Origin of the sequence: Streptomyces sp. NPDC096339 (assembly GCF_044762985.1) — a bacterium.
In the GTDB taxonomy this organism is placed as follows: Bacteria; Actinomycetota; Actinomycetes; order Streptomycetales; family Streptomycetaceae; genus Streptomyces.
The window spans coordinates 85782-98660 of record NZ_JBIWFI010000035.1 but is presented as its reverse complement, the minus strand read 5'-3'; the positions used below and the strand labels follow the sequence as shown (position 1 = coordinate 98660).

Sequence of the window (12879 nt, the reverse complement as noted above, 5' to 3'; positions counted from 1 at the left end):
ATGTGGGGGGCTCTCCCGCTCGCGGGGGGGGGGGGGGGGGGCGGCGCCCGGCCCCGAGCCCCCGCCTTCGGCGGGGGGTGGCCTCCGCTTCGCTCCGGCCCAGGGACTCCGCCTCGCTGCGCTCGGCGGAGGGTCGCTTCGCGGCCCGAGCCCCCGCCTTCGGCGGGGGGTGGCCTCCGCTTCGCTCCGGCCCAGGGACTCCGCCTCGTCGCTGCGCTCGGCGGAGGGTCGCTTCGCGACCCGAGCCCCCGCCTCCGGCGGGGGGGCCTCCGCTTCACTCCGGCCTAAGGACCCCCCTCGCTGCGCTCGGCGGAGGGCCACTATGGGGCCCGAGCCCCGGCCTTCGGCCGGGGTGGCCTCCGCTGCGCTCCGGCCGAGAGACCCGCCTCGCTACGCTCGGCGGAAGGTCGCTTCGCGACCCGAGCCCCCGCCTTTGGCGGGGGGTGGCCTCCGCTGCGCTCTGGCCCAAGGACCCCCCTCGCTGCGCTCGGGGGAGGGCCGCTCTGCGGCCCGAGCCCCGCCTTTGGCGGGGGGACCTCCGCTTCGCTCCAGCTCAGGGAACTCCCCTTGCTGCGCTCGGCGAAGAGCAGCTTCGCGGCCCGAACCCCGCCTGGCGGGGGCCTTCCGCTTCGCTCCAGGCTAGGGAATCTCCCTCGCTGAGCTTGGGGGAGGGTCGCTTTGCGACTTGGGTCCTGGCTTTTGGTCGGGGTGGCCTCGGCTTCGCTTTGGCCCACAGTGATCTGCCTTGCTTCGCTCGGTGGGGGGAGCATTTTGGGCCCCGAGCCCGGTTTTAGGAAAGGAGGCCGGCGCTTCGTTCCGCCTTCGGTTGGGGAGGCCAGTGTTTCGCTCTGGCTTAGGAGAACTCACCTCGCTGCGCTTGGTGGGGTGTTTCGTGCTGCGAGGCCAGCCTTCGGCCGGGCTGTCTTTCTCTTGGCTAAGGCCAGTGAGGAGTTGGTCTTACTCGGTTAGGGGGAGGGACTCCGATGGGGTGGGCTTTGAGGCCCAGAGCCCGTCTGAGGTGGGATGTCCTCAGTTTTGGTTCGGGCTGGCGAAGCTCTTTCCCTGTGCTCAGTGGATGGCTGCTCGCGGCTGGAAGCCGGCCTTTGGTTGGGATGGGCTTTGTTTGCTCCGGGTACTAGAGGCTGGCCCCGCTGAGATTGGGGGCTGTTCGGAGGCTCGTTGCAGGCGGGCTAATTCTGTACCTCTTGGGTGCCCTTTATGCGGGGGTAGAGGCGATTGGTTACCAACTGGGGTGCTGCATGGTGTTTTTTGGGTGGTTGTGGGCTGGGTGGGTTGGTGGGGGTGACCTGTGGAACTGGGTTTTGGAGTTAACAGCGTTAACGCCGTTAACGGTGGCGGGGGGTGCTTCAAAGTGGGAAGCGGATAGAGATGGGATTCAGTCAGTTTCGGTGAGGGTGGCGGGGTGTTGGAGCGGCCCGATGCTGGGTGCCGGAACGTCAGGAAGTTGTGACTTCGGGAGCGTTGGAGACGGCGTTCAGTGCGCGCAGCGCGGCAGGAGACGGCCTATAGAAGGTACGGAGATGCGTTGCCGCAGGTCAGAGGGGGTGGGGTGGGAAAGTTATGTCCCCTCAGGAGGGACATAACTCGGGGGATGTGTCGCTGCTAGGGGGACAGATCGAGCGCAAAACGTCAAAGGTACTGACGCTTTTTGGGCTAAAACGTCTGGGAGGCTGACGTTTTGCTGGAGATGTGTCCCTGAACTGCTGGAGGGCGGGGACTGGTTGGGGGTCCGGCGGGGGCGGGCCGGCCGGGAGGGTGTGGCTGAGATATGTCACCTGTGGGGTTACATAAGACACGCCGAACGTCAACGAGCGTGACACTTGTGTCACCCTTGTTGACATACTCTCTGCTGCAGATCAACGAAGTGGAGAGCATCCTCGTGTCATCAGAGCCACAGCGCAGTCGGCCGAGTCCGTCGCGTGCGCCGCGTCCTGATCTCCCCGTTGATGACGCGATCTCGGCGTGGAGTCAGCCGCTGGCTCCGGTCAAGGATCTGGACAGTCTGGCCCGGCGGTACCCCAGCCGGAAGCTCACGCTGGACGGAGAGCGCAAGCCGCTGGAGTTCTACGGGACTCAAAGTCAGCCAAACGCGTTTTCGATGGACAGCCTCGAGTTTTTCCTGGTGATCGCGCAGTACTTCCGGGAAGCCTTGCCGTTGAGGCTGATCCTGCTGCTCATCGCGTGCCAACGAGCGGGGGGCCGGATTCCTCTTACGCAGGAGGAGATGGCTACGATCCTGGACGTCAGCCGGACAAAGACGTCAGAGGCGCTGCACACAGTCATGTCTCATGGGATCGTCTTCAAGGTGCGGCGGGGTGTCTACCAGTTCAACCCGCCCTACAGTTACCGGGTGGCTGAGTTCATCCCGGGTACGGAGATGACGGGTGAGTTCGTGAAGGTGGAGCAGCACAGCACCATCTCGCAGATTCGTAGTGATACGAGCCTGCCTGATCTGGTGCGCTTCCCGTCGCTGGATCACATGCGTCAGGCCATCGCGGAACTGCGGGCCGAACGGGCAAAAGAGCGCGCTGCGCGTCGGCTTGGCCGAGCGAAGCGCACGGAAGAAGGGACAGCTCAGTGAGCACCTTGCGATTCGCTGCGGTCAACGCCGACGGGCTTCTCTCCGACCTCGACCTCCCGCCTGCGGCCTACCGTGTGCTGCTGAAGCTGCGTTCGCTGAGCGAGCCGGGCGGGCGGATCCTCATCGACCAGGCCACCGTGGGTGGGCTGCTGGAGCTGAGCCGGCCGAGCGTCAATGCCGCGCTGCGGAGCCTGGAGCTCGCGAAGCTGGTGCGGAAGGTCAGGAACGGGGTGTACCAGATCAACCCGATGCTGGCCGGGTACAACTCGTTCGAGGACGCCGTCGCCGCCGTCAACGAGATGGCTCCCGACGAGCGGCTCGACGCGCGGGGGTATGTCGCCAGCTACCACCAGGCGGTGGCGGAGTATCAGGACCAGCTGGCCGAGCAGCGGAAGAAGCGGGCCGCGCAGGCGGCCGCGAAGAAGGCTGCCGAGTCGAAGCGACGCAGGACGTTGCACGCCGTGGGGTGATGCGGACGTCTGGACGGGCCTGTGAGGGCTTGTGAGGGTCCCGGGGTATTCCCGGGACCCTTTTGGTTTTGGGGGGTCTGGTGGCGGCTCTGGGGGCTTCGGGGTTGGGTTGTTCGGGGTTAGAACGCGAAGTCGACGTAGTCGATGTCCGTGAACTCGACCAGGAGGCTCGTGGCACGGGAGCCGTTGTCCTTGAAGTAGAGCTCCTGGAGGCCTTCCGCCGCGATGTGGCGGAGTTGGGACTCGGTGGCGCCGGCCTCCTGGGCGGCGAAGAGCCGGGACGCGTACTCCGGGGGGAGGTGCTGGGTGATGCGGCGCATGCGGCCGTCGTCGGTGGTGCCGGGGGCCGCGGTGAAGCCGAAGCGGGCGCGGGTCTCGATGACCAGGCCCGTGGTGCGGGCCGCATTGTCGCGGGCGCGCTTGCGGACCAGGGGCTGCCAGCGGCGGCGTACTTCTGCCTCCAGTCGGGCGGCGAGGGCCGGTTTGGGCTGCTTGATCTCGTTCTTGACGTAGCGCTCGACGGTGCGTTGGGAGATGTTGAGGGTTGCGGCGACTGTTTTTGTGGATTTGAGCTGTTTGAGGAGAAAGCGCATCTGGGCGCCCGCGGATTTGGGGATGGGGCGGGTGAAGTGCTGTTCGTCGGCCCTGGTCAGGCTGTCGGAGATGTCGGACATTCTTCGTTACTCGCCGTCTGCCGCTGCGTCGTGGCCCTTGATGTGGCGGGCGGGGTTGAGGTGTTCGTCGAGCATCTGGACGGCCCAGAGGAGGGGCTGGGTGCCCTCGTGCTTGACCATGCCGGGGCTGACGCCGAGGCGGAAACCGCCGGGGAGGGGCTTGCCTTCGGGGGTGTGGGGGAGGAAGTCGAGGGGGCTGGGGCCGTCGGAGAGGTACACCGCGCAGTCCGAGAGGACCGCGATGGGGTAGAGGTCGGCGGCGGTGGCCAGCTTGCGCATCTTGCGGTGCATGTTGACGCGGGCCGTGGCGATGACGGCGGCACGGATGTCGGGGCGCCAGGTGGGACGTTCGAGGGCGGGCCAGGGCTCACCGGGGCGGTAGGCGGCGCCCTGGGGGCGTTCGCGGAGCTTGCCGATGCCGCCCTTGACCGTTGATTTGATCGCGGAGAGGACGGCTGCGGTTGTGGGGTCGTTCGTCTTGTGGGTGGACATCGCGGTGAGGAAGTCGGGCTCGGGGAGGGACGGGGTGACGCCCAGGTCTGCCATGGTCGCCATGTAGGCGTCGCGGAGGCGGGTGTACCAGGCGTCCAGGTACGGGCCGTGGTCTTCGCGGATCCAGGCTTCGGTGGGATGGACGTCGTGGCCGAGCTCCTGCGCGTAGGCGAGGGTCGGGGTGGCGTACCAGGCGGGGCCGGTCGGGGGCCTGCCGTGGGGCGTGAAGGGGCTGGGGAGGCGGGGGTCGAGGGACAGGGTGGAGAGGTCCGCGAGCCAGCAGCCGGGGGTCTTGGGGTCGAAGCGCGGGGCGGTGGTGTGGGTTGCGGGGCCGAGGCCGACCGGGAGGCGGTTGGCCGCTGCGGCGAAGGCCATGTTCACGTCGATGCCGACGGCGTGGGTGCGGGCGCATTCGGCGTCGGTGAGGAGCTCCGGGTCGCGGATCCAGTCGTAGGCCTCCTCGTCGAGGACCTGGTCCGGGGTGCGCTGGTGGGAGCGGGGGTAGAGGGAGGCGATCACCGGGTGCTCGTCCGGGGCCTCCGGGGGAGCGGGGTCGACGGGCCGGGTGAGGGAACCGGGGACCGGCGCCGACACCCAGGTGTTCGTGGCTTCGTCGCGCGCGGCGCGGGTGGGCGGGCGCAGGGCCGTCATGAGTTCGAGGCCGGTGACGGCGGTGGAGCCGCGGGGGGTGAGGACGCGGGCGGCGTAGGTGGTGAGGAGCTCGGCGAGTTCCGGGGCGGGGAGGGTGGCGGTGGCCTCGCCCCAGGCGCGGGGGTCGAGGGCGCCCCAGGGGAGGATCGCGAGCTGTACGCACTGGCGGCCGGTGGTGGGGGTGGCCGGGCGGTAGATGCGGGGCCAGGGGCCGAAGCCGCGGCGGGTCAGCTGCCATTTGCTCTTGGCGAGCAGGCGGAGGGTGGGGTGGTTGTCCGGGAGGCGGAGGGCGCGGCGGTCTTCCAGCGTCGGGGGGAGGCCGAGCCGTTCCACGGCGCCGGCGGTGAGGACGAGGAGGGGGTCGCCGTCGCGGCCGTTGCGGTGGAGGCGGGGGGAGCGGAGGTTCGCCTCGGTGAGGGCCCAGGTGACGAGGTCGGGGAGGTTGGTGGTGGGGTGGTCGAGGATGAGGCCGGAGGCGGCGTAGGCGTGGCCGGTGCCGTCCAGGACGGCCAGGGGGCCGTTGCCTTCCAGGGTCCCCCTGGCCGTGGCTTCCCGGGACCGGGGTTGCGCCCCGGACCCCCGGTGAGGCTGCTCGCCCGGCTTGGGGGCTGTGGCGGGTGCGGGACGGGCGGGGTCGGCCGTGTGGACGGAGGCCGGCCAGCTCCCGGGGCCGGGGGCGGCGTTAACGCCGTTAACGATGGGTGCGGGGTGGTGGGCCTCGGCTTCCGGCATGGCGGTGCTGCCGGAGGTGGGTCGGTCGGGTTCCACCTCGGGGCCGGGGGCGGGGGCGTTAACGGCGTTAACGGTTGCGGCGGGTTGGTCGGGTTCCGCCTCGGCCTCGGGAGATTGCTCAGGGGTGGGCCGGCTGGGTTCAGCCTCGGGCTCGGGGGCGTTAACGGCGTTAACGGTGGGGGTGGGCTCGGCGGGCTCGGCCTCGGGCGTGGCCGTGTGCGAGGGGGTGGGCAGGCCGGGGGCTGCATCGGGCTGGGGGGTGTCGGCCGGGGTGGGGGCGTTAACGGCGTTAACGGGGTGGAGGGTGGCCAGGCCTTCGAGGAGGCGGGCGTAGGCGGCGCGCTTCGGGGGGCGGGGGGCCGTACGGCCGATCTCCCAGGAGGTGACCGTTTCGCGGCGGACGGAGAGGGCCTTCGCGATCTGGTCCTGGCTCAGGCCGGCGGCTTCGCGGAGGCGCTTGCGCTCGTCCGGGTGCGGGAGCGCGTCCTTGGCGGCTGCTTCTTCCAGCAGGGCGTCGACCGCTGCGAAGAGGCTCTCTTGTTCGTTGGGCATCGGTACCTCCGCAGGCAGCCTATGTGAAACGCACCGTAAAACGCACATGAAACGCACGTGGGGGCGTTAACGGCGTTAACGGTGACGGCGTTAACGGCGTTAATGCCCCCGGCGTGTGGGTGGCTCGGATGCCCGGTTCAGATTCGCAGCATGAGGAGCTCCGTGACGGCCTTGAGGTCGTCCGGGGTGAGGTGCGCGGTGAGGGCGTCCGCGATCGTCTCCGGGGAGTTCGTGGAGATGGTGATGCGGGGCGAGGCGGCGGCGGGGGCGGGGGCGGGGGCGGGGGTCGGGGTGGCGTTAACGGCGTTAACGGTGTTGACGGGTTGGGTGCGCTGGCGGGGCGGATTGACGGCGTTGAGGGTTTCGTCCGCCGCCGCCTCCTGGGCCTCCTGGGGGAGGCGGCCGATGCGACGGGCCGGTTCGACCTTGAGCTCGCCGGACTCGACCTTGTCCTGGAGTTCCGGGGTCAGGTTGAGGAGCGCCAGGCGCTGGGAGACCCAGGCACCCGTCTTGCCGAGCCGCTTGGCGACCTGGGCCTGGGAGCCGTGGACGTCGACGAGTTCCTGGAGGGCGCGGGCCTGGTCCATGGGGGCCACGTCGACCCGGTGGATGTTGGCGATCAGAGCCGATTCGAGGATGTCCGAGGAGGACGCCGAGAGGGCGTCGTTCACGTGGATGTGCATCGTCTTGAGGCCGGCCAGGTGGGCCGCCGCCAGTCGGCGGTTGCCGTCGATCACGACGTACGGGGCACGGCCCAGGCCGTCGGTGGCGCCCGGGTGGGCCTCCATGAAGGCCATGCGGGTGGCGACCGCGAGGGGCTGGAGCTGTCCTCGGGCGATGAGGGACGCGGCCAGTTCGTCGAGTTCCGTGAGGTCCTCGCGGAGGTTGAACGGGTTGTGCGCGAGGGCCTCGATGGGGACCTCGGACGGGGGGACCACTCCGGAGGTGGGGGCGCCCGTGGCCTCGGCGATGGCCGCGCGGCGGGAGCTGACGCTGACGGGCTGGGCGCGGGCGAAGGACGCCGAGACGGCGAGCTTGTCGGCCTTGCTGCTCATGAGATCTCCCGGGCCAGGGCGCGGAGGGCGACCGCTTGGTCGCCCTTGGGGGCGTAGACGAAGAGGGGCTGCTTCACGCGGACTGCTTCGCGCTGTTCCTTGAGGTCGGGTACGACGGCGACGACGCGCGGATCCTTTATGTCCATCCACGCCTGGAGGGAGGAGGTCGCGATGTAGCCGCGGCGGCCGTCGTAGAGGTTGACCACGAGGCCCAGGTAGTCGATGTCCAGGCTGAGGTCGTCGCGGAGGTCGTTGATCTGGGAGGTGAGGAGGTCGTACGCGTCGGCGGACGAGTCCTCCGCCTGTACGACGATCAGCGCGCCGGAGGCGCCGGGCTGCTCGGTGTCGCGGCGGCGGCCGTAGTAGATGGCGGCGTCCATGCTGAGGCCGAGGCTCGGCGGGCAGTCGACCAGGATGACGTCGTAGTCGGACTCGACCGGGGTGAGGGCCCGTTCCAGGGCGGCTTCGCGGGCGCGGACCGTGGAGAGGCGGACGTCGAGGAGGAAGGCGTCCGTGCAGGCGGGGAGGAGGTGGAGGCGGTCCCCGAACCGGTCGTGCTCGATGGGCACGACGAGGTCCTTGAGGGGGCCCTTGGCCTCGCCGGCCATGTGGCAGGTGAGGCTGTCGCCGCCGATGGGCAGCGGCTGCCGGCCGAGCTGCTTGGTGAGGTGGCCCTGCGGGTCGAAGTCGATCAGCAGGACGCGCATGCCCAGACCGGGGAGGTCCTCCAGGTCCAGGGCGGTGCCCGGGTCCGTGTGGGGTTCGTCCTCGGGGGACGAGAAGCGGGCCAGTTGGCGGGCGACGCGGACCGGGTGGAGGGTCGACGGGTCCTCGGCGAGGGCCTCGGCGGTACCCGCGGTGATGGCGGTCTTGCCGACTCCGCCCTTCTGGTTGCACACGATGATGCGGCGGACCACGGAGGGGCGCTTGACCGTGGGAGCCGGGTTCAGCTCCAGCCAGAGGTGGACGGCCTGGGCGAGTCCCTGGATGAGGGAGACGCCCCGGTCCTTGGAGTCGGCGCGGAAGGACTCCCACTGGCCGGCGGGCAGCCAGGTGGAGAACGATTCGGCGCCGGAGGTGTCGACGGGGGAAGGGGCCGAGGCGAGCGCGCTCCAGTGGGCGATGCCCTGGTGGACGGCGTCCTGGATGTCCACCCGCAGTTGGGCGGTGCGGATTTTCAACTCCTGGCGCAGCCACGGGGGGAGCTTGGAGACGACCTTCTCTCGGTCGCTCTGAGACGAGGGCGAAGTCATGAGAGGGACTTTACTAACGTTCAGGGGTGTTCGTGGGCGCCACGCTTGAGTTTTGCTAACGAAGTGGGTGGGAGGGGGGTGGGGGAGGGGAGTGGGGGAGGGGGCGCGAGTGCGCGCGAGGGCGTTAACGGCGTTAACGCCGTTAACGGTTCAGGGCGGCCCCGCACACGCCGTGGCGAGCACCCCCGTGGTTCACCACGGAGTGTGCGGGGCCGCCCTGAACGCGCCGTCAGGCGGAGGGCGCGGGCCCGAGCTCGGCCCGGCACTCGGGCGAGCCGGCCGAGTCGAAGTGGGAGATGCGGCTCGCGGGCACGATGCCCGGGAGGAGGAAGTCCCACAGGTCGGTGATCCGGGCGTGCAGGTCCTCGCGGTGGGTGCGGACGTGCGAGGTGACCTGGATGCCGGTGAAGGATCCGACGAGGAAGGTCGCGACGTCGTGGACGTCCAACGACGGCATGACGTCGCCGCGTGCCTGGGCCGGCGTCAGGCAGGTGCGGCAGGTGTCGATCCAGGTGTTGTACGGGGACGGGTCCGGGTCGGTGAAGGAACCGAACTCGATGACGAGGCGGATGGCGGCGCGGACGCGGACGTTGCCGCGCAGCCCGGACGCCATCCGGTGGGTCAGGTCGATGACGGTCTGCAGGCCGGGTGCATCGAGGGCGGGGACGCCGGAGGAGATCTGGAACTGCTCGTCGATCAGGGTGCGGGCGAGGGCTTCCTTGGACGAGAAGTGGAAGTACAGGGCGCCCTTGGTGACTCCGGCGTGCTTGACGACGTCGCTGAGGCTGGTGCCGCCGAAGCCGGCGGCGTCGAAGGCGACGGCCGCGCCGTCCAGGATGGCCTGCCGGGTGTTCTCGGCCCGCTGCTGCCTGACCCTCGCCACGTGCGTGTTCCCCCTGGTCGTTGGCGCCGTCCGTGCGGTGATCGCTGCGGAGTGCGGCGTCAATGTAGGCAGGTTGCGGAGAAGAAAACCAGTCGACCAGTATTTTTTGGCGCTCGGGGCGGCGTTAACGGCGTTAACGCCGTTAAGAGGTGGGGGTGGGAGCGAGGGGCGTTGTGTAGTGGGGGAGGGGGAGTGTGGAGGCGTTCTCACCGGCTTTCAGCATCCAGTCGAGGACGTGGCGTCGGTTGAGCAGGCCGTTGCGCAGGCCGAGGCCGAGCTTGGACGCCGGGGCGAGGAAGGAGCCCGTACGCGCTCCGTTCTTCTGGCAGCCCTGGGCGTGGGGGCGCAGGAGGGATTCGTAGCGGGCGAAGGCGCCGCGGTGGTCCTCGGGGGAGCGGGAGAGCTCGCCCGCCAGGACGTACGCGGCCACGATCGCGGTGCCGGTGCCCATGCCGCCGATGGTCGCGCCGCAGGCCGCGTCGCCGAGGAGGGCGATCCGGCCGGACGACCAGGTGGGTACGTCGACTCGGCTGATGGAGTCGAAGTAGAGGTCGTCGGCGGAGTTGAGGGAGTCGAGGAGGCGGTCCACGTGCCAGGGGAGACCGGTGAACGCCTGCCGGAGGAGCTGCTTCTGGGCCTCGGTGTCCTGGCGGTCGTACGCGAGTTCCGGGGAGGCGAAGACGAAGAAGGCGCGGGCGCGGGTGGGGTCGGTGTGGTCGGCGCCGACGGTGGCGAGGCGGCCGGGGGCGTTGTGGCCGAAGGATCCCGTGCCGGGGCGGAGGTTCAGGCGGTTGGGGAGGCTCCAGCCGGCGGCGTAGTGGCCGAGGTGGGTGACGTGGTCGGCTTCCGGGACGAAGGCGAGGCGGCGGATGTGGGAGTGGATGCCGTCGGCGCCGACGACGAGGTCGAAGGTGCGGGGTGGGGCGTGGCGGAAGGTGACGTCCACGCCGGTGGCGGACTCGGTGAGGGAGGTGACCGTGTCGTCGAAGAGGTACTCGGTGGAGGGGAGGGAGGACTCGTACAGGACGCGGGAGAGGTCGCCGCGCAGGACCTCGATGTCCCCGCCGGCGAACTCCGTGGGGAGGTGGAGGAGGGGTCTGTCGTGGGCGTCGACGAAGGTCATGGGGGAGCCGGTGGTCCGGACGCGACGGAGGTCGTCGAGGACGCCCATGCGGTGGAGGACGGACAGATGGGTTTCGCCGCGGAAGTCCACGGCCTGGCCGCCGGGGCGGAGGGCGGGGGCGATTTCGACGACGGTGGGACGGAAGCGGTGCCGGGCGAGCCAGTGGGCCAGGGCGGGGCCGGCGATGCCGGCGCCGGAGATGAGGACGGTGCGGGGTGTGGGAGGCATGGGGCATGGGCTCCTTCGGGGGCGCCGCCGTTAACGGCGTTAACGGCGTTGACGCCACTTCCGTTTACGGGGGCCGGTGGTGGGTCGGCGTTAACGGCGTTAACGCCGTTAATTGCGTCCGGCGGATACTGATGTGTTTGTGTGTACGGTAGACGCAGTTTTCGTGCGAAGGCAAGGGGATTGGTCCGATGGCGGATGAGCAGTGGGGTGCGGCCGTGCGGTTGTTGTGGGGGCCGGAGCCGTCGGCCAAGCCCGCGCGGGGGCCGAAGCGGGGGCTCACGCTGGACGCGATCGCGCTGACGGGGATCGGGATCGCCGACGCGGAGGGGCTGGGCGCGGTGTCGATGCAGCGGGTGGCCGGCGAGTTGGGGGTCACGAAGATGGCGCTGTACCGGTACGTGCCGGGGAAGGCCGAGCTGGTCGCGCTGATGGTGGAGGGGGCGCTGCCCGTGCCCGTGCCCGTGCCGGTGCCGGTGTCGGTGCCGGTGTCGGCGGTTCCGGTGGCGGAGGGTGCGTGGCGCGAGCGGCTGGGGGAGTGGGCGCGCGAGTTGTACGCGGGGTTCCGGGGGCATCCGTGGCTGCTGGAGGCGACGGTCGGGGTGCGGGTGATGGGGCCGCGGGAGTTGGGGTGGATGGAGCGGGCGCTGTCCGCGTTGGACGGGTGCGGGTTGAGCGGGGCCGAGGCGATGGATGCGGTGGTGCTGGTCGCCGGGCATGTGCGGGGGATCGCGGAGCAGGAGCGGGCGGCGGGGGGACCGGCGGGTGGAGGCGCGGGGCCCGATGCGCAGCTTGCGGTGATGCTGGGGGAGGTCATGCGGGTGAGGGGGGAGGAGTTTCCGGCGCTCGGGGCCGCGTTGGCCTCGGTGGCGGAGCACGGGGGGCATGACGGGGCATTGGAGTTCGGGCTTGAGCGGATCTTGGACGGGCTCGGGTTGCTCGTCGCGCGGCGGGTGGGTGGGGGGCGGTCTTAACGGCGTTAACGGCGTTAACGCCGTTAAGACCGCTGACTGCGAGGAGGGTGTTCGCCGAGCCGGTGGCTGAGCGGGCCTACACGTCACAGCGCAGCTCGGCGTGGCTCGGCGTGGCTCGGCCTCGTGTATGCCGTGTGTTGCCGCGGTCTCCGAGATCGAGGAGCAACGGCTCGGGTCGATTACTCGGGTGAGGCGACTTGGCTCGGATGGCAGGATCGGGCCATGTCGATGGATCCTTCTTTGGTGGGTCGAGCTCGCGCGCTGTGGGAAGGGCTGGCCCGGGTGCCGGTGTCGTTCGCCCCGGCAGGTGGTGTGAGCGTGGTGGTCTCTCCCCGGTCCGAGTTGTGCCCGGTTGGCTGGGTCGGAGTGGTGGCTCTGGGGGGATCCGCGATCGTCACCGCGCCGAGCGACCGTGCCGCCGTGATGGTTCGTGACGCGCTGGGGAGACTGCCGTTGGAGGCCGTCACGGATGGCGGCTTGGTCCGGAAGGCCCTTCCGGTGGCTCGTGTGCTCGGGCCCGCGGCGCTTTCGTATGTCTCCCCATCGGGCTTCCGGCCGGTGGAAGCCGGTGCGTTGAGCGTGGAGCGAATTCCGGCTGCTCACCCGGACATGCGGAGCCTGGAGCGGGTGGCTGGGCACGAGGACGCCGGTGAGGCTGCCCTCGACGAGATCACGTCGCCCGCGTTCGTGGTTCGTGAGCACGGCGAGGTGGTCGCCGCTGCGGGATATCGCGCCTGGCCGAGGCGGACGGCTCACATCGGCGTACTGACGGCTCCGGAAGCGCGAGGACGAGGACTGGCCCGGGTGACGGGGTCGGCGGCGGTCGCTCATGCCCTCGGGGCCGGGCTGTTGCCGCAGTGGCGTGCGCGTCGTACCGCCTCGCGGGTGGTTGCGGCCGGGCTGGGCTTCGAGGAGTTGGGCTCCCAGCTCAGCATCGAGATCGCTTGAGGGGTCGTCTCGGGTGGGCCGCTGCGCGGAGCTGGTCCCCGCCCCGCCCTTTCTCCGTTTCCCGGGGCTCCGCCCCAGACCCCGCGCCTCAAACGCCAGCGGGGCTGGAGGTGGTTGGGGCTTCCGTCCCAGACCCTGCGCCTCAAACGCCGGCGGGGCTGGAGGTGGTTGGGGCTTCCGTCCCAGACCCTGCGCCTCAAACGCCGGCGGGGCTGGAGGTGGTTTGGGCGTCCGTCCCAGACCTC

10 protein-coding genes are annotated in these 12879 nt (G+C 70.2%); 4 read left to right on the top strand and 6 right to left on the bottom strand.

What is annotated here, in order from left to right:
- The first annotated feature begins 1834 nt into the window (after positions 1-1834).
- Both ACIQ5Y_RS32260 and ACIQ5Y_RS32255 read left to right on the top strand, forming a co-directional pair.
- A complete protein-coding gene (locus ACIQ5Y_RS32260) occupies positions 1835-2602 on the top strand; it encodes a hypothetical protein (RefSeq protein ID WP_403888468.1) in 768 nt (255 codons plus the stop codon).
- Positions 2599-3072 carry a MarR family transcriptional regulator gene (locus ACIQ5Y_RS32255; RefSeq protein WP_329392004.1) on the top strand — a complete coding sequence of 158 codons (474 nt, stop codon included), beginning with the start codon at positions 2599-2601 and terminating at the stop codon, positions 3070-3072. The genes ACIQ5Y_RS32260 and ACIQ5Y_RS32255 overlap by 4 nt, the downstream gene beginning before the upstream one ends.
- Positions 3073-3191: 119 nt before the next feature.
- Here the strand turns inward: ACIQ5Y_RS32255 and tpg are convergent, their stop codons facing one another.
- From tpg to ACIQ5Y_RS32225, 6 genes are all read right to left on the bottom strand, one after another.
- On the bottom strand, positions 3192-3746 hold the full coding sequence (gene tpg / locus ACIQ5Y_RS32250; protein ID WP_403888465.1) for a telomere-protecting terminal protein Tpg: 555 nt from the start codon (positions 3744-3746) through the stop codon (positions 3192-3194).
- 6 nt (positions 3747-3752) lie between these two features.
- Positions 3753-6173 carry a telomere-associated protein Tap gene (gene tap, locus ACIQ5Y_RS32245; protein ID WP_403888462.1) on the bottom strand — a complete coding sequence of 807 codons (2421 nt, stop codon included), beginning with the start codon at positions 6171-6173 and terminating at the stop codon, positions 3753-3755.
- Positions 6174-6310: 137 nt separating this feature from the next.
- Positions 6311-7228, bottom strand: coding sequence for a ParB/RepB/Spo0J family partition protein (locus ACIQ5Y_RS32240; protein WP_403888460.1), 918 nt, complete (start codon positions 7226-7228; stop codon positions 6311-6313).
- Positions 7225-8481, bottom strand: coding sequence for a ParA family protein (locus ACIQ5Y_RS32235; RefSeq protein ID WP_403888457.1), 1257 nt, complete (start codon positions 8479-8481; stop codon positions 7225-7227). Before ACIQ5Y_RS32235 ends, ACIQ5Y_RS32240 begins: the two co-directional genes overlap by 4 nt.
- A 229-nt stretch (positions 8482-8710) precedes the next feature.
- Positions 8711-9364, bottom strand: coding sequence for a ScbR family autoregulator-binding transcription factor (locus ACIQ5Y_RS32230; RefSeq protein WP_403888455.1), 654 nt, complete (start codon positions 9362-9364; stop codon positions 8711-8713).
- 142 nt (positions 9365-9506) lie between these two features.
- On the bottom strand, positions 9507-10715 hold the full coding sequence (locus ACIQ5Y_RS32225; protein ID WP_403888452.1) for an FAD-dependent monooxygenase: 1209 nt from the start codon (positions 10713-10715) through the stop codon (positions 9507-9509).
- A 188-nt stretch (positions 10716-10903) separates the two neighbouring features.
- Between ACIQ5Y_RS32225 and ACIQ5Y_RS32220 the strand changes: the two genes are divergently transcribed.
- Together ACIQ5Y_RS32220 and ACIQ5Y_RS32215 are read left to right on the top strand one after the other, a co-directional pair.
- Positions 10904-11686, top strand: coding sequence for a TetR/AcrR family transcriptional regulator (locus tag ACIQ5Y_RS32220; RefSeq protein ID WP_403888449.1), 783 nt, complete (start codon positions 10904-10906; stop codon positions 11684-11686).
- Between the two features lie 222 nt (positions 11687-11908).
- A complete protein-coding gene (locus tag ACIQ5Y_RS32215; protein WP_403888447.1) occupies positions 11909-12634 on the top strand; it encodes a GNAT family N-acetyltransferase in 726 nt (241 codons plus the stop codon).
- Positions 12635-12879: the final 245 nt, after the last annotated feature.

Excerpts from the sequence above, each read along its gene's own strand:
- tpg (WP_403888465.1), bottom strand. The coding sequence starts at position 3,746 with ATGTCCGACATCTCCGACAGCCTGACCAGGGCCGACGAACAGCACTTC.
- tap (WP_403888462.1), bottom strand. The coding sequence starts at position 6,173 with ATGCCCAACGAACAAGAGAGCCTCTTCGCAGCGGTCGACGCCCTGCTG.
- ACIQ5Y_RS32240 (WP_403888460.1), bottom strand. The coding sequence starts at position 7,228 with ATGAGCAGCAAGGCCGACAAGCTCGCCGTCTCGGCGTCCTTCGCCCGC.
- ACIQ5Y_RS32235 (WP_403888457.1), bottom strand. The coding sequence starts at position 8,481 with ATGACTTCGCCCTCGTCTCAGAGCGACCGAGAGAAGGTCGTCTCCAAG.
- ACIQ5Y_RS32225 (WP_403888452.1), bottom strand. The coding sequence starts at position 10,715 with ATGCCTCCCACACCCCGCACCGTCCTCATCTCCGGCGCCGGCATCGCC.
- ACIQ5Y_RS32220 (WP_403888449.1), top strand. The coding sequence starts at position 10,904 with ATGGCGGATGAGCAGTGGGGTGCGGCCGTGCGGTTGTTGTGGGGGCCG.
- ACIQ5Y_RS32215 (WP_403888447.1), top strand. The coding sequence starts at position 11,909 with ATGTCGATGGATCCTTCTTTGGTGGGTCGAGCTCGCGCGCTGTGGGAA.